We start from the raw sequence: 16,006 nt of genomic DNA on the forward strand, positions 1-16,006 counted from the left end.
CTCCTGCGGGAATGGAGGTGTGGCTCCCGCATGCGCAGATGGCGACACCAGCGAGGCGACGCGACCCGCCTACTGCCCCGGCAGCCTGTCGGGGCACCAGCTCCTCGACGGAAGCCCGACTGCACGGGAGGTCGTCGTCGAGAAGGAGACCAAGCGATGCCGGTTCCGCTGTATCAGGCGAAGGCGGAGTTCTTCCGCATGCTGGGGCACCCGGTGCGGATCCGGGTGCTGGAGCTGTTGCAGGACGGCCCGATGGCGGTACGTGACCTGCTGACCGAGATCGAGATCGAGCCGGCCGCTCTGTCCCAGCAGCTCGCGGTGCTGCGCCGTTCGGGAATCGTGACGTCAACCCGTGAGGGCTCCACCGTCATCTATGAGCTGGCCGGCGGGGACGTCGCGGAGCTGATGCGTGCGGCCCGCCGGATCCTGACCGAGATGCTGGCGGGACAGCGCGAGCTGCTGGACGAGCTGCGGGAAGCCGAGGTCCCGAGCCGGTGAGCACCCTGGTGGCCCCGGTCCTCGTCCGGGTGCGTTCCCTGCTGCCCACCCGCGCTGATCTGGCGGTGATGGGCCGCGACCCCAAGCGGGACCTTCTGGCCGGGCTGACGGTGGCGATCGTCGCGCTTCCCCTCGCGCTCGGCTTCGGTGTCTCCTCGGGCCTGGGTGCCGAAGCGGGCCTGGCGACCGCTGTGGTCGCCGGGGCGCTCGCGGCCCTGTTCGGCGGATCGAATCTGCAGGTCTCCGGCCCGACCGGTGCGATGACCGTGGTGTTGGTACCGATCGTCGCCCAGCATGGCGCCGGGGGCGTCCTCATGGTCGGACTGATCGCCGGCGTAATCCTGCTCGGCCTGGCCGTGGTGCGTGCCGGGCGCTACATGGCCTACATCCCTGCCTCGGTGGTGGAGGGCTTCACCCTCGGTATCGCGCTGGTGATCGGCCTGCAGCAGGTCCCGAACGCGCTGGGCGTGGCCAAGCCGGAAGGTGACAAGGTCCTGGTGGTGGCCTGGCACGCCGTCGAGGCGTTCGTCAAGGCGCCGAACTGGACCGCCGTCGCGCTCGCCGCCGCCGTGACGCTCGTGATGCTGCTGGGTGCGCGGTGGCGGCCGACGATCCCGTTCTCGATCATCGCCGTGATCGCCGCCACGCTCGTGGCACAGGCCTTCCACCTCGAGGCCGCCGCACCGATCGGCACCCTGCCCGCGGGGCTGCCCGCCCCTTCCCTCGGTTTCGTCGACCCCTCCGCACTCGCGTCCCTGCTCGCGCCGGCCGTCGCGGTGGCCGCGCTGGCGGCGCTGGAGTCACTGTTGTCCGCGCAGGTCGCCGACGGCATGACAGTCGGGCAGAAGCACGACCCGGACAAGGAGCTGCTCGGCCAGGGCCTGGCGAACATCGCCGCCCCGCTGTTCGGCGGCGTCCCGGCGACCGGAGCGATAGCCCGCACCGCCGTCAACGTACGCACCGGCGCCTCGTCGCGGCTGGCCGCCCTCACCCACGCCGCCGTGCTCGCGGTCATCGTGTTCGCCGCGGCCCCGCTGGTCTCCAAGATCCCGCTTGCCGCGCTGGCCGGGGTGCTGATCGCGACCGCGATCCGGATGGTCGAGGTCGGCTCGCTGCGCGCGATGGCCAGGGCCACCCGGGCGGACGCGGCCGTGCTCGCCCTGACCGCCGTCGCGACCCTCGCGCTGGACCTGGTCTACGCGGTCATCATCGGCCTGGTGGTGGCCGGCGCGCTGGCGCTGCGCGCCGTCGCGGCCCAAGCCCGGCTCGACCAGGTCGACTTCCGCCCCGACCTGCCCGGCGAGCACAGCGACGAGGAACACGCGCTGCTCGCGCAGCACATCGTCGCCTACCGGATCGACGGACCGCTGTTCTTCGCCGCCGCACACCGCTTCCTGCTGGAACTGTCGGAGGTCGCCGACGTCCGCGTCGTCATCCTGCGGATGTCGCGGGTGACGACCGTGGACGCCACCGGTGCCCTGGTCCTCAAGGACGCCGTCGACAAGCTCAACCGGCGCGGAATCGTCGTCATGGGTTCAGGCATCCGCCCCGGCCAGCGACAGGTGCTGGACTCCGTGGGTGTGCTGGACCTGCTGCGGCTGGAGGGACGGGAGTACGCGACGACACCCGAGGCCATCGCCGGGGCCCGCGAGTACCTCGAACATGCTGGGCTCCTTCGTCCCTTCAGGCCCGCCCCTGTCCGGAGGGTCGCCCGATGACCGCCCCCGACGGTGCCGGCCGCAGCATGGTCGAGGTGTCCGGGACGGAGGCTCTGCCACTGCGGCACGTTCTGACCCTCCCCCTGATGGGATCGGCCGTGCGCCTGGCGCGGGAGACCGCGGAGATGGTGCTCATGGAGTGGGGCGTCCCCCTGCGGCATCCGAGCGTGGACCCGGCCCTGCTCATCCTGTCCGAGCTGGTCACCAACAGCGTGCGGCACGCTGCGGTGCTGTCCGAGACGGTCACCGTCATCTACGCGGCGGGCAAGAACACGTTCGCCTTCGCCGTCCACGACCGCCACCCCTACCAGCCGATCCTGTACGGTGCGCACGCCGCCGCCCCGGGCACGGGGCTGGGCACGGTCGTCGAACTGACCCTGTCGCTGGGCGGAACCGCGGTACTGCGGGGCGACGCGGACGGCGACGGCAAGAGCATCTGGATCACGCTGCCGCTGTGACAGCTTCGAGCCATGGCGGCAGGGGTGGTGGCCTTCGGCCCCTTTGTCGCCGCGTACGCGCTGCTCTGGTGGGTAGCCAACCGGCCGCTTGCACGCCGGTCCCTGCTCGCCGCACACCGTTACTGGGCACAGCGTTCTGGGCACATGCCTGCCCACCGCCGCGCTCGTCGGTAACTCACTCTGACGACCTGAGCGCCCTCGGCCTTCAGCCGCTCAGCCCCAGCTCACCCGCGCGCAGCCCGGCCTGGAACCGCGAACCCGCGTCGAGGGCGTCGAGCAGTTCGGCGACCCTGCGCCGGTAGGTCCGCAGGGACATGTCGAGCTCCCGCGCGGCTGTCTCATCGGTGGCACCGGACCCCAGCGCGCGCAGGATCTTCCGGCTCTCGGCGTCGAGTTGGGGACGCTCGCCACTCAGGAAGCGCTTGAGGTCGGTGGACGTCTCCCAGGCGGCTTCGAACAGCGCGTAGACCCCACCGACCAGGGTGGGGGCGCTGGTCACGGTGTACTCCCGGTCGCCCGGAGCGCCCTCGCCCGCGAGTATCGCGAACCGGCGGTCGATGACGATCGTCTCGTGCGGGAGCGCGGTGACGGCGATCCGTACCGACGCGCCCTTGTCGACGAGCTCGCTCAGGTGCCGGCGGCTGTGCTCGTCGGCCAGCGCGGCCGGGCTGTACAACTTACGAACCCGCTGCGTTCCGCTGTTCCGCAGCCGGTTGCGGGCAGTCTGCCGGGCGCCGAGGTGAGCCCAGGTGTCGAGATCACGGGCGGCGCAGACGAACTCCTCGCCGACGGAGGAGAACGGATGCTCGGTGCGCGCCAGAAGTTCCAGGTCACCGCGGATCGTCATGATCTCTGTCACCACCCCATTGTGCCAACTGGCAGCAAGCTGCCATGTGTTCGCCGTCCCGGCTTGCCGCGGGCCAGGCTGAACCCATGAGCAACGACTTCCGCCTCGGTGGCGATCTCCTGGTCGACCGCATCGGCTTCGGGGCCATGCGCCTGCCCACCCATACATTCCGTGGCCCAGCCCGTGATCCCGAGACCGGTCGCGCCATCCTGCGCCGAGCGGTCCAGCTCGGTGTCAACCACATCGACACCGCCGCCTTCTACGCCAGCGGCGACAACACCGTCGGGTCCAACGCCCTGATCCGCGAGGCCCTCCACCCCTACCCGGCCGACCTGGTCATCGCCACCAAGGTCGGCCCGGCCCGCACCCCCGACGGCGGTCTGCTCGAGACCACCGACCCCGCAGGCCTGCGACCGCTGGTCGAGGAGAACCTCGAAACCCTCGGCGTGGACCGCCTCGATCTGGTCTACCTGCGCGTCGGCGGCCTGGGAGGTCCGCCGCACGGCGAGTCCGTCGCCGAACGCTTCGAGGCGCTGGCCGCGTTGCGCGAGGAGGGCCTGATCCGCCACCTCGGCCTGAGCAACGTCGACGCCGACCACCTCGCCCAGGCCCGTGCGATCGCACCCGTGGCGGCAGTCCAGAACGACTTCCACGCCGGCAAGCGCGACGACACACACCTCCTGGCCGTCTGCGAGAGGGCCGGCATCGCCTTCGTGCCCTTCTTCCCCCTGGGCGGCGGCGTGAGCGACCTCAGCAGCGACCGCATGACCAAGGTCGCGGACCGGCACGGAGCGACGGTGCCGCAGATCGCCCTGGCCTGGCTCCTCGCCTCTTCCCCCGTCACCCTGGCCATCCCCGGCACCGGCTCCCTGGCCCATCTGGAGGAGAACATCGCCGCCGGGTCGATTGCCCTCACCCGTGAGGATCTCGCCGAACTCGTCTGAAGTGGCCGCAGTGGCCCTGGAGTTCATGGAGCCGGCAAGGAGTCTCAGGCCCTCCCCCGGCCCACCACGCGGGCACGCCGGGCAGCCGCCGGATCGTCAGTGCACGAGGTCGCCGTCGTGATGCTGCTGGGTGACAGCATGCTCGGTGTGGTGGCGAGGCGGCGTGCGTCGCGGGCGGACCGGCCACCAGATGCCCCGGCCGAGGAGCGCGGCGAGCGCCGGTACCAGCACCAGGGAGAGGACGAACGCGGAGAGCAGGATGCCGAGCGCCGTCGCGAACCCGATCTGCTGGGTCGAGGGGTCCGCGTTGACGCCGAGGCTGCCGAAGGAGGCGGCGAGGACGATGCCCGCGGTGGTGATGGCCGGTGCGGTGTGGCGCAGGGCGCGTGCGACGGCGGCACGGGCCGGGCCGGGGTGTTCCATCTCCTCGCGGATGCGGTCGCTGATCAGGATGTTGTAGTCCGTGCCGAGGGCGACGACGAAGAGGAACAGCACCAGCGGCAGAACGAAGTTGACGCCCGGCTTGTCGAGGAGGTGCTGGAAGAAGAGCGTGGAGGCGCCGAGAGTGGCGGCGAAGCCGAGGCTGACGGCGATCATGAGGACGGCGGGGGCGAGCAGGCTGCGCAGCAGTACGAGCAGGATGAGGGTGATCAGCACGGCGGCGACCGGAAACACGATCCTCAGGTCGTGGTCGACGGCGGTGGAGACGTCCGCGAAGATCGCGGCGGTGCCGCCCACATGGGCTTCGGTGCCTGCGGGTGTGTGGCGGGCGACGGCGTCGCGGACGGGTCCCGCCACCAGGTGTCGGGCCTGCGCGCTCTGCGAGTCCACGGTGAGGTACAGGTCGATCCGGGCGGCGGTGCGGTCGTCGTTGAGGACGGTCCTGCCGACCTGCCCGACACCCTTGACCTCGCCGAGGGCCTTGGGCAGGGCCTGGACCCGCCCGGCGCTGAGAGCCCGGTGGTCCGTGGCCTCGACGTAGACGGTGGCCGGGTCGGACACCCCGGCGGGCAGGGCGCGGGTGATCTCGGCGGAGGTGACGGCGGCCGCCGTCTTGTGAGTTCCGCCTGTCTGCCCGAAGTCCATCCGGATGCCCAGCAGCCCCGCTGTCAGCGCGCCGAGCAGAGCGAGGCTGGCCAAAATGGCGGTCAGCGGGCGGCGGGCGACGAAGTCGCCCAGGCGCGCGGTCGCGCCAGGGCGGGGCTCGCGCTTCAGGGCGCGGGACGGCCAGAACATCTTGCGTCCGGTGGCGGCGAGAAGCGCCGGCATCAGGGTGAGGCTGGCCAGCAGCATCACGAGCACCGATACGGCGACGGCGGGGCCGAGCACCCGGAACTGGCCGAAGGTCGCGACTCCGAGCGTCGCGAAGGCGGCCACGATGGTCAGGGCGGCCGAGGCGATCGCGGTTCCGACGCGGGCGCTGACCTCGCCGGCCACGGTACGGGCCGGCAGGTCCGGGCATGCCCTCAACTGTTCGCGGAAGCGGAAGAGGAGGAAGAGGAAGTAGTCGACGCCGATGCCGATCAGTACGACGCCGATGATGCTCGGCGTGCCGAGGTCGAGCTTGATTCCGGTGAGCATCGCGACGCCGACGACGGCTCCCGCCGCCGCGCCGCCGACAAGGGCGACCGCGAGGAGCGGCACGAAGGCCGCGAGCACGCTGCGGAACACCAGAATGTTGATCAGCACGATCAGGCCGATCATGAGAACCCCGACGACCGTCGTGGTCGTCTTCTCGGCGTCGGCGGTGTCGACCTGGTCGGCCAGACCACCGGTGAACCCGGTTCGCATGCCCTCCTCGGCGAACGCCTGCCGACTCCCATCGCGGACGGCACGGTAGAGGTTCTGCAGCCCCGGATCCGCCGAGTTGCCCGCCAGTTCCACGGACAGCAGTTCGAAGCTGCGGTCGGGCGCGACCATGGCGGGGCTGACCCTGGGCGTCTGGGAGTAGTCCTTGGCCAGGAAGGAGGGCCCGTTATCGTCGGACTTGGGCATCTTCACGTGCCGGTGGCCCAGCCGCTCGGCGACGGCACCGATCGTGCGCTGGTCCGGTCCGGTGAGGGGCTTGCCGTCGGTGCGGGCCACGAGCACGGTGACCACGTTGGCATCGGGATCGGCTCCGAAGCGGTCCTTGGCGATCTTCAGCGCGGCGGCGGAGTCGTAGGTCGCCGGCAGGAAGTCCCCGGTCTGGCTCTGAGTGACGCGGAACAACAGCGTCTGGCTGAGCCCGCTGAGCAAGATGCCCACCACCGCCCACAGGGCGATGACCTTCCATGGGTTCCGGGTGGAGAACCCGGTCAGGGCTCGGATCACGTTGTCCTCCGGCAGTGGGTGGAGCGCCGCGTTTGCGGCCGGTCTCCAGCTCATCAGCGGGAAACGCCAAAATCGTCCGAGCGCCGGACGAGAAGGGGTGTGGGAGCGGGGTCCGGGCCGCGATGCCGACCAGGACCCTGGTCCCATGCCGGGCCGGCCCGAGGTCCCGGGGTTGGGCCGGGGGAAGCCGATGGGAAACTAGTGCCCCGAAAGGCAACATTTGCCCGGCGGACGAACGTTGCCTGCCCGGGCACTGAAACACGTCATGCCGGTGGTCGTGGGGCACCGGCGGCATTCGAGGAGGACCGTCATGCCGACACAGGGGCCTGCGCCCGGGGCACCCGAAAGCCGGCCGGGCGGTGAGCTGCTGCCGTGGACACGTAACGACGCCCTGGTAGCGGTCGGAGCGGTGGCGGTGGACCTGATCAGCTTCGCCCTCGGCATCCAGGCCACCCTGGGGTACGTCCCCGCTGTCGGGTGCGTCCTCCTGGCCGTGCCCGCTCTGCCCCTGCTCCTCCGGCGCCGCGCCCCGGTTCTGGTGCTCGCGGCGGTCCTCCTGATCGGGCTGGTGCTGAACCTGAGCGTGCCGATGCCACAGCACTTCAACGCCACGCTGGTGGTGGCGCTCTACACGGTCGTACGCTCGCGGAGCCTCGCCGTGACGGCGGCGGCGTCGCTCGCCGCGATCGTGCTGCCGCTGGTGGCGCAGACTTCATGGCCGCGCCCGACGATCGCCGACGTGGTGGCCACCGTGTCCGCCGTCGTGCTGGTGGTGGCGGCCGCGACCGTGATGAACCGCTGGCACCGGGACAACGAGACCAAACGGCAGTTGCTCGCCGACCAGGCGGTGGCCACCGAACGGCGGCGCATCGCACGGGAGTTGCACGACATCGTGGCGCACCACATCACCACCATGCAGCTGATGGCCGGGGGCGCGCGGGCCAACCTGGCCGCCGATCCCGAGCAGGCCAGACAGGCTCTGATGACGCTGGAGGGGTCCGGCCGGATGGCACTGCGCGAGATGCGCCAACTCCTGGACGTCCTGCGGGCCGGAGACGAGGCGGAGGAGGAACCGACCGCCCCGCAACCGGGCATCGCGGACCTGGAACGTCTCGTCACCGAGTCCTGCCGGTCCGGGGTACCCACCGCGCTCGATGTGCGGGGCGAGCCGCGCACGGTGCCGTCGAGTATCGGGCTGACCGTGTTCCGAGTCGTGCAGGAAGCGCTGACGAACGCGCGCAAGTACGCTGGCGGGGCGCCAGCAGCCGTACGGCTGACGTACGGGCTGGACGACGTGACGGTGGAGGTGTCGGACGACGGTCCGGGCGAAGGCTTCGCCGGGGGGTCGGGATACGGTCTTGTCGGGATGCGGGAGCGTGTCGTGCTGCACGGGGGAACGCTGGAGGCGGGTCCGTTGGACGAGGGCGGGTTCCGGGTGTGGGCCCGGCTGCCGCTGCCCGTCACCGAGGGGGCACTGCGATGAAGGAGACGGCGCACACGGAACCGATCAGGGTTCTGATCGCCGACGACCAGCCGCTGGTGCGCCGGGGACTGGCGCTGATCCTCACGCCGGATCCCGCCTTCGAGGTGGTCGGCGAAGCCGAGGACGGCGCGCAGGCGGTGACGCTGGCGCACCGGCTCCGGCCCGATGTCGTCGTGATGGACATCCGCATGCCCGTGCTGGACGGCGTCGCCGCGACCGACCGTCTCACCCGGGAACTGCCGGGCTGCCGGGTGCTGGCACTGAGTACCTTCGACATGGACGAGTACGTGGTGGCGGCACTGCGCGCGGGCGCCTCCGGTTTCCTGCCCAAGGACATATCCCCGGAGGAACTGGTCACGGCCGTAAGGGTCGTGCACACCGGGGAAGCCGCCGTCGCGCCCCGGCTGCTGACCCGGCTGATCTCCACCTACGTCAGGGCCCCGCAGCCCCCCGATCCGCCCTCCGCGCACCCGGACCTGCTCACGCCGCGTGAGCTCGAGGTGTGGCGGCTGATGGCCACGGGCCTGGACAACACGGAGATCGCGAGTGCGATGGACATCAGCGTCTCGACCGTGAAGAACCACATCACCAGCCTCTTCGGAAAGCTGGACGTCCGCGACCGGGCGCAGGCGGTGATCGTCGCGTACGAGACCGGGCTCGTCGCGGTGGGACAGCGCGGTCGGTGATGACGGCGGACGGAATCGCCCCCGAGCCCGGGAACACCGCGGCCGTGCCCGGCGTTGGTCCCCTTCGACAGAACGGAGGCGGATCAGGTGCACGGTGAGTACAAGGTCCCGGGCGGCAAGCTCGTCGTCGTGGACGTGGAGGTCGAGGAAGGCGCGCTGCGGCACGTGCGTGTGGCGGGCGACTTCTTCCTCGAACCGGACGAGGCGCTCGACGCCGTGAACCGCGCGCTGGAGGGGGCCCCGGCGGACACCGACGCCGCGGGCCTGGCCGCCAGGATCGACGCGGCCCTTCCCGAGGGCACCGTGATGTACGGGCTGACCTCGGAGGGCGTCGGGATCGCCGTGCGCCGGGCCCTCGCGCACGCCACCGACTGGACCGACTACGACTGGCAGCTCATCCACGAGGGCCCCCAACCACCGGCCCTGCACATGGCCCTGGACGAGGTACTGACCGCCGAGGTCGCCGCCGGACGGCGCCCGCCCACGCTCCGCGTGTGGGAGTGGGGCGCCCCTGCCGTGATCATCGGCAGCTTCCAGTCGCTGCGCAACGAGGTGGATCAGGAGGGCGCGGCACGCCACGGCATCCAGGTCGTGCGCCGGATCTCCGGGGGCGGCGCCATGTTCGTGGAGCCCGGCAACACGATCACCTATTCGCTGTCGGTGCCCGAGGCGCTCGTGCACGGACTGTCCTTCCAGGACAGTTACGCGTATCTCGACGACTGGGTGCTGGGTGCGCTGGGCGACATGGGGATCAAGGCCTGGTACCAGCCGCTGAACGACATCGCCACGGAGAACGGGAAGATCGCGGGCGCCGCCCAGAAACGGATCGTGGGACCGGGTGGCGGGCCCGGTGCCGTCCTGCACCATGTGACCATGTCGTACGACATCGACGCCGACAAGATGCTCGAAGTCCTGCGCATCGGGCGGGAGAAGCTGTCCGACAAGGGCACCAAGAGCGCGAAGAAGCGGGTCGATCCGCTGCGCCGGCAGACCGGGCTGGCGCGCGAGGCCGTCATCGGGCGGATGATCGAGTCGTTCCGCGGCCGGTACGGCCTCGCGGACGGCAAGGTGACGGACGCGGAAGTGGCCCGCGCGCAGGAGCTGGCGCGGATGAAGTTCGGCTCGCAGGAGTGGACGGCCCGCGTGCCGTAGGGAGTCCTATGACGCTGGCGTACGATGCACCGTGCGGGTTCCTCCACACCATCCCTCATCGAGAAGTGCGCCGTGCGTTCTCTTCCTCTGCCGCTCGCTCTGAGCGTGCGTCTGCTGCCGGTTGTCGTGCTCGCCGTGTCGGGCTGGGCTCTGTCGTCGGGGTCGCCCGCCGCGGCCCCGGCCACCGACGACAAGTCGCCGCAGGAGTCCCGGAACACCCAGGCCGACCCCGCTCCGTCGGCGCCGGCCGCCTCCAAGACGTACACCACCGCGCCGGCACCGTGCTCCAGCCTGCCGAAGCAGACGATCACGTCTCTGGTCCCTGGCGCCAAGCCGGCCGGGCAGGAGATCCCCTCGACGGACAAGTCGCGGCGGCGCACCTGTTCCTGGAACGCGCTCAAGGGCTACGACTACCGCTGGCTCGACGTGTCCTTCGAGATCATGGGCTCCGATGCGCAGGCGCAGCAGTCCTACCAGGAGCGCACCTCGAAGCAGAGCGGCGGAGGGGCCGTGCCCGGTCTCGGTGACACGGCCTACTCCGTCGTGAACCTCACCACCAAGGACAAGCAGGAGACCCGCGAGGGGGTGGTGCTGGTGCGCGCGTCCAACGCGCTGGTGATCGTCACCTACAACGGCAGTGACTTCGAGACCAAGAAGGCACCCGGTACGGACGAAATCAACAAGGGCGCCATCAAAGCCGCCAGGAGTGCGATGACCGCGCTCGAGGGCAGCCGCAAGAACTGACCCGGGCGGTCAGAGCGTCGCCCTCTCCCGGCCGCGCAGCAGCATAAGCGCCACGTACACCACCATCGACGTGCCCAGGCCCACCGCCCAGCCGTAGTCGGCCAGCGGCTTGAGGGCGGGTATGGGGCGGCCGTCGATCAGCGGGTGGAAGTCCGCACCGCCGATGGCGAGTACCCCGCCCACCACGAAGGCCGCGACGGCCCGCCAGTTCCAGCCGCCCTCGTACCAGTAACGGCCGCCCGTGCGGTACAGGTCGGCGAGGTCGAGCCGGCCGCGGCGCAGGATCCAGTAGTCGGCGATGAGGATGCCGGCCACCGTGCCGAGCAGGCCTCCCACCAGGCCGAGCCAGGTGAAGATGTAGCCCTGCGGGTCGGAGTACAGCTTCCACGGGAAGATCAGCACGGCCAGGACGGAGGTGATCAGGGCTCCCGCGCGGAAACTGATCTTCCTGGGCGCGACATTGGAGAAGTCGAACGCCGGCGAGACCAGGTTGGCCGCGATGTTCACGGACAGGGTCGCCACCAGCACGGTGACCAGCGCGTAGAGCAGGCCGACCGTGTTGTCCGTCTTGGCGGCGAGCTGAACCGGGTCCCAGACCGGCTCGCCGTACACGGCCTGGGAGCCGGAGGTGACCAGCACCGACAGGAACGCGAACAGGGTCATCGTGGTCGGCAGGCCCAGGGCCTGGCCCCAGGTCTGGGCCCGCTGGCTTCTTCCGTAGCGGGTGAAGTCCGGGATGTTCAGCGCCAGCGTGGACCAGAAACCGATCATGCCCATGAGCGAGGGCGCGAACAGCTTCCAGAAGTCGGCGCCCCAGCCCAGCTTGGAGGGCTGGTCGAACAGCGGGCCGAGGCCGCCGGCCTTGTCACTCATCCACCACAGCATCACGAAGGCGCCGACGAGCACGAAGGGCGCCGCCCAGTTCTCGAAGCGGCGGATGGTCTCCATGCCCCGGTAGATGATGGCGACCTGGATCGCCCAGAAGATCGCGAAGGACAGCCACATGGTCCAGGCGTAGCCGCCGACCTTGGAGGCGTTCGCCCAACTGTCGCCGATGAGCTTCCCGGCGAGGAAGTAGATCGCCTCGCCGCCGATCCAGGTCTGGATGCCGAACCAGCCACAGGCCACCAACGCCCGTACGATCGCTGGCAGGTTGGCGCCGCGCACACCGAAGGAGGCGCGGACGAAGACCGGGAAGGGGATGCCGTACTTGGGCCCCGCGTGCCCGGTGAGCAGCATCGGCACCAGCACGATCAGATTGGCCAGGGCGATGACGAACACCGCCTGCTTCCAGTCCATGCCGACGGCGATCAGACCGGAGGCCAGGGTCCAGGAGGCCGTGTTGTGGGCCATACCGACCCAGAGCGCCGAGAAGTTGTAGGTGGTCCAGGTGCGCTTGCTGACGGGGACCGGGAGCAGGTCCTCGTTGGCGTACGGGCCGCTCGGCGGAGGGGAACCCGGGGCGATCTCCACGCGCCCGTCGGGGAGGGTGACCTGTATGGATGGTGGTGGGGCCGTGGAAGCGGTGTCGGTCATGGCAGGCCAATCGTGAGGCGGGGAGGGAAAGGCCATGCGGGTGGGGCCGATGGCAGGTGCGCGGGTAGCGCCCTGGGCCCCCTTCCCGGGGCAAAGGGAAGGGGACGAGTGATGGAACGGGGTCCGAAGGCCCCTGTGTGCACTAGCCGTTGACGGCCGGGATGACCCGCGTCCCGTACGCGTCGATGACGGCTTCCTGTGCGTCGTGCATGTCGTAGAGCGCGAACTGGTCGACGCCCAGGTCACGCAGTGCGGTGAGTTTCTCGACGTGTTTCTCGACGGGACCGATGAGGCAGAACCGGTCGACGATGTCGTCGGGCACGAACTCGGTGTCGGGGTTGCCGCTGCGCCCGTGGTGCGCGTAGTCGTAGCCCTCACGGGCCTTGATGTAGTCGGTGAGTTCGGCGGGAACGGCGGCGGACTGCTCTCCGTACTTGGTGACGAGGTCAGCGACGTGGTTTCCGACCATGCCGCCGAACCAGCGGCACTGCTCCCGTGCGTGGGCGAGCGCCTCGGGCGAGTCGTCCTCGGTGACGTACGCCGGGGCGGCGACGCAGATCTTCACCTCGGACGGGTCACGGCCGGCGGCCACGGCCGCGTCTTTGACCGCCTTGACCATGTACTCGGTCAGATACAGGTCGGCGAGCTGAAGGATGAAGCCGTCGGCCTCCTCGCCGGTCATCTTCAGGGCCTTGGGTCCGTACGCGGCCATCCAGACGGGGAGTTGAGCGCCCGGCTTGACCCAGGGGAACCTGACGACCGTCCCACCGAGGTCGGCCTCCTGTCCGCTCCCCAGCGCCCGGATGACCTTCATGGCCTCGCTGATGCGGGCCAGTGTGTTCGGTTTGCGGCCGGCGACGCGCATCGCCGAGTCACCGCGACCGATGCCGCACACCGTACGGTTGCCGAACATGTCGTTGAGCGTGGCGAACGTGGAGGCCGTGACCTCCCAGGTGCGGGTGCCCGGGTTCGTCACCATCGGGCCGACCGTCAGCTTCTCGGTGTTCGCCAGGATCTGGCTGTAGATGACGAAGGGTTCCTGCCACAGCACGCAGGAGTCGAAGGTCCAGCCGTAGCGGAAACCGTTGCGCTCGGCGCGCTTCATCAGGCTGATGACCCGCGAGGCGGGCGGGTCGGTCTGCAGGACGAGTCCGAAGTCCATGGGCACCGCTCCTAGTTGAGGTACTGGCAGGTGGAGCGGGGGGTGTAGACGCCGTGGCCCGCGCGCCCGGTGTACTCCCGCTCGGTGATGACCATCTCGCCGCGTGAGAGGACCGTCTCGACCCGCCCGGTCGTGCGCTTGCCCTCGTACGCCGAGTAGTCGACGTTCATGTGATGCGTCCCGGCGGACATGACCTGCTCGGCGTGTGGGTCGTAGATGACGATGTCGGCGTCCGCGCCGGGGGCGATGGTGCCCTTCTTCGGGTACATGCCGAACATCCGGGCCGGGGTTGCGCAGGCGATCTCGATCCAGCGGCGGCGCGAGATGTGCCCGTCGACGACGGCCTGGTGGAGCAGGTCCATACGGTTCTCGACGCCCGGCAGACCGTTGGGGATCTTCGAGAAGTCGCCCCGGCCCAGCTCCTTCTGACCCACGAAACAGAAGGGGCAGTGGTCGGTGGAGACCACCTGGAGGTCGTTGGTGCGCAGCCCCCTCCACAGCGCGGCCTGGTGCTCCTTGGGCCGCAGCGGCGTCGAGCAGACGTACTTGGAGCCCTCGAAGTCCGGCTCGGCAAGGTTGTCGGTGGACAGGAAGAGATACTGGGGGCAGGTCTCGCCGAAGACGTTGAGCCCCTCGTCGCGGGCCCTGGCCAGCTCGGCGACCGCCTCCTGCGCGGAGACGTGCACGACGTACAGCGGGGCCCCCGCGACCTGGGCGAGCCTGATGGCGCGGTGGGTGGCCTCGGCCTCCAGGAGGGCCTTGCGGACCTCACCGTGGTAGCGCGGATCGGTCTCACCGCGGGCCAGCGCCTGCTCGACCAGCACGTCGATCGCGATGCCGTTCTCGGCGTGCATCATGATCAGGCCGCCGTTCTCGGCGGAGCGCTGCATGGCGCGCAGGATCTGGCCGTCGTCGCTGTAGAAGACGCCGGGGTAGGCCATGAACTGCTTGAAGGAGGTGACGCCCTCCTCGACCAACAGGTCCATCTCCTTGAGCGTCTCCTGGTTGACGTCGGAGACGATCATGTGGAAGGCGTAGTCGATCGCGCAGTTGCCCTCCGCCTTGGCGTGCCAGGTGTCCAGGCCCTCGCGCAGGGTGTGTCCCACGCTCTGCACGGCGAAGTCGACGATCGTGGTCGTCCCGCCCCAGGCGGCGGCACGGGTACCGGTTTCGAAGGTGTCGGAGGCGAAGGTGCCGCCGAACGGCAACTCCATATGGGTGTGGGCGTCGACACCGCCCGGGATCACGTACTTGCCGGTGGCGTCTATGGTCCTCCCCCACCCTTCGTGCGGGGGTGCCCCCATCTCGCTTCGCTCGGCTGTGAAGGCCGCGGCCGCCGGTGTGCCGGACGCGGCGAGGGCGGCGATGCGGCCGTCCTCGATCAGGACGTCGGCGTGGATCTCGTCGGACGCGGTGATGACGAGACCACCGCGGATGACAGTACGGCTGCTCATGCGTTCACGCTCCGCTGGGTTGTGGTCGAAAGTGTCGGTCGTCTGTGGCTGGTCACGCAGTTCCCCGCGCCCCTGCAAGGGCTTCGCCCTTTTGCGGGGCGCGGGGCCACTCTGTCTACGGCGCGGTCAGTGGCGTGTACGCGCCCGGCGCGCGGTCCCGGTAGAACTGCCACCGGTCGCGTACCTCGCGCAGCTTGGCCATGTCCAGGTCGCGGACGACGAGTTCGCTTTCCTTGTCGCTCGCCACCTCGCCGACGAACTGCGCCTCCGGGTCCACGAAGTACGAGGTGCCGTAGAAGTCGTTGTCGCCCAACTCCTCGACGCCCACGCGGTTGATCGCACCCACGAAGTACTCGTTGGCGACGGCCGCCGCCGGCTGCTCCAGTTGCCACAGATAGGCGGACAGGCCACGCGAGGTGGCAGACGGGTTGAAGACGATCTCCGCGCCGACGAGGCCGAGGGCCCGCCAGCCCTCCGGGAAGTGGCGGTCGTAGCAGATGTAGACGCCGATCCGACCGACCTTGGTGTCGAAGACGGGCCAACCGCTGTTGCCCGGACGGAAGTAGAACTTCTCCCAGAAGCCCTTCACCTGCGGGATGTGGGTCTTGCGGTACTTGCCGAGGTAGGAGCCGTCCGCGTCGATCACCGCGGCGGTGTTGTAGAGGACGCCGGGCTGCTCCTCCTCGTACATGGGCAGGACGAGCACGATGCCGTGCTCCTTCGCCAGCGCCTGGAAGCGCTTGACGATGGGGCCGTCCGGGATCTGCTCGGCGTACTCGTAGAACGCCGGGTCCTGGACCTGGCAGAAGTACGGCCCGTAGAACAGCTCCTGGAAGCACAGGACTTGGGCGCCCTGGGCGGCCGCGTCGCGAACCGCCTGCTCGTGGACCTGGATCATTGATTCCTTGTCGCCGGTCCAGGCGGTCTGGAAGACGGCGGCACGGACCACTCTGCTCATCGGGACCTCCGGTCGCTCGGGTGAGAGCCTGGCTGCGATCCAGCGCCGGGTCA

The 16,006-nt window shown here is 70.0% G+C and carries 14 protein-coding genes; 8 read left to right on the forward strand and 6 right to left on the reverse strand.

The features are described 5' to 3' along the window. Nucleotides 1–156: 156 nt before the first annotated feature. Genes ACWDEX_RS16420 through ACWDEX_RS16430 form a run of 3 tightly spaced genes read left to right on the forward strand, consistent with a single transcriptional unit; the run spans nt 157 to nt 2,674 of the window. The gene (locus ACWDEX_RS16420) at nt 157–498 is read left to right on the forward strand and encodes an ArsR/SmtB family transcription factor (protein ID WP_450464092.1); all 342 of its coding nucleotides are present in this window, start codon (nt 157–159) and stop codon (nt 496–498) included. Further along, a complete protein-coding gene (locus ACWDEX_RS16425) occupies nt 495–2,216 on the forward strand; it encodes a SulP family inorganic anion transporter (protein WP_450464094.1) in 1,722 nt (573 codons plus the stop codon). Before ACWDEX_RS16420 ends, ACWDEX_RS16425 begins: the two co-directional genes overlap by 4 nt. Next, the gene (locus ACWDEX_RS16430; RefSeq protein ID WP_450464095.1) at nt 2,213–2,674 is read left to right on the forward strand and encodes an ATP-binding protein; all 462 of its coding nucleotides are present in this window, start codon (nt 2,213–2,215) and stop codon (nt 2,672–2,674) included. The genes ACWDEX_RS16425 and ACWDEX_RS16430 overlap by 4 nt, the downstream gene beginning before the upstream one ends. Nucleotides 2,675–2,879: 205 nt before the next feature. On the opposite strand, the gene ACWDEX_RS16435 is transcribed toward ACWDEX_RS16430, so the two are convergent. Beyond that, entirely contained in the window at nt 2,880–3,533 is a 654-nt protein-coding gene (locus ACWDEX_RS16435; RefSeq protein WP_450464096.1) for a DNA-binding response regulator, read from the reverse strand. 74 nt (nt 3,534–3,607) lie between these two features. On the opposite strand from ACWDEX_RS16435, the gene ACWDEX_RS16440 reads away from it, so the two are divergent. Beyond that, nucleotides 3,608–4,465, forward strand: a complete 858-nt coding sequence (locus ACWDEX_RS16440; protein WP_450464098.1) for an oxidoreductase — start codon at nt 3,608–3,610, stop codon at nt 4,463–4,465. 96 nt (nt 4,466–4,561) lie between these two features. On the opposite strand, the gene ACWDEX_RS16445 is transcribed toward ACWDEX_RS16440, so the two are convergent. Next, complete coding sequence (locus ACWDEX_RS16445; protein ID WP_450464100.1) at nt 4,562–6,832, reverse strand: MMPL family transporter; 2,271 nt, start codon at nt 6,830–6,832, stop codon at nt 4,562–4,564. A 256-nt stretch (nt 6,833–7,088) separates the two neighbouring features. On the opposite strand from ACWDEX_RS16445, the gene ACWDEX_RS16450 reads away from it, so the two are divergent. The 4 genes from ACWDEX_RS16450 to ACWDEX_RS16465 all read left to right on the forward strand — a co-directional run bounded on the left by ACWDEX_RS16450 (nt 7,089) and on the right by ACWDEX_RS16465 (nt 10,843). Next, nucleotides 7,089–8,261 (forward strand): sensor histidine kinase, encoded by a 1,173-nt coding sequence (locus ACWDEX_RS16450; protein ID WP_450464101.1) that lies wholly within the window; start codon nt 7,089–7,091, stop codon nt 8,259–8,261. After that, entirely contained in the window at nt 8,258–8,947 is a 690-nt protein-coding gene (locus ACWDEX_RS16455) for a response regulator (RefSeq protein WP_450464102.1), read from the forward strand. Before ACWDEX_RS16450 ends, ACWDEX_RS16455 begins: the two co-directional genes overlap by 4 nt. An 87-nt stretch (nt 8,948–9,034) precedes the next feature. Continuing rightward, nucleotides 9,035–10,099 (forward strand): lipoate--protein ligase family protein, encoded by a 1,065-nt coding sequence (locus tag ACWDEX_RS16460; RefSeq protein WP_450464104.1) that lies wholly within the window; start codon nt 9,035–9,037, stop codon nt 10,097–10,099. A 72-nt stretch (nt 10,100–10,171) separates the two neighbouring features. Next, complete coding sequence (locus tag ACWDEX_RS16465) at nt 10,172–10,843, forward strand: hypothetical protein (protein ID WP_450464106.1); 672 nt, start codon at nt 10,172–10,174, stop codon at nt 10,841–10,843. Between the two features lie 9 nt (nt 10,844–10,852). Here ACWDEX_RS16465 and ACWDEX_RS16470 read toward each other — a convergent pair whose 3' ends face one another. The 4 genes from ACWDEX_RS16470 to ACWDEX_RS16485 form a co-directional block, all read right to left on the reverse strand. Then, nucleotides 10,853–12,379, reverse strand: a complete 1,527-nt coding sequence (locus ACWDEX_RS16470; protein WP_450464108.1) for an NCS1 family nucleobase:cation symporter-1 — start codon at nt 12,377–12,379, stop codon at nt 10,853–10,855. A gap of 142 nt (nt 12,380–12,521) precedes the next feature. Then, nucleotides 12,522–13,541 carry a TIGR03842 family LLM class F420-dependent oxidoreductase gene (locus ACWDEX_RS16475; RefSeq protein ID WP_450464109.1) on the reverse strand — a complete coding sequence of 340 codons (1,020 nt, stop codon included), beginning with the start codon at nt 13,539–13,541 and terminating at the stop codon, nt 12,522–12,524. Nucleotides 13,542–13,552: 11 nt separating this feature from the next. Continuing rightward, nucleotides 13,553–14,995, reverse strand: a complete 1,443-nt coding sequence (gene hydA, locus ACWDEX_RS16480; protein WP_450464111.1) for a dihydropyrimidinase — start codon at nt 14,993–14,995, stop codon at nt 13,553–13,555. Between the two features lie 115 nt (nt 14,996–15,110). Then, nucleotides 15,111–15,953, reverse strand: a complete 843-nt coding sequence (locus tag ACWDEX_RS16485) for a nitrilase-related carbon-nitrogen hydrolase (protein ID WP_450464113.1) — start codon at nt 15,951–15,953, stop codon at nt 15,111–15,113. Nucleotides 15,954–16,006: the final 53 nt, after the last annotated feature.

The organism is Streptomyces sp. NPDC001020 (assembly GCF_053599115.1).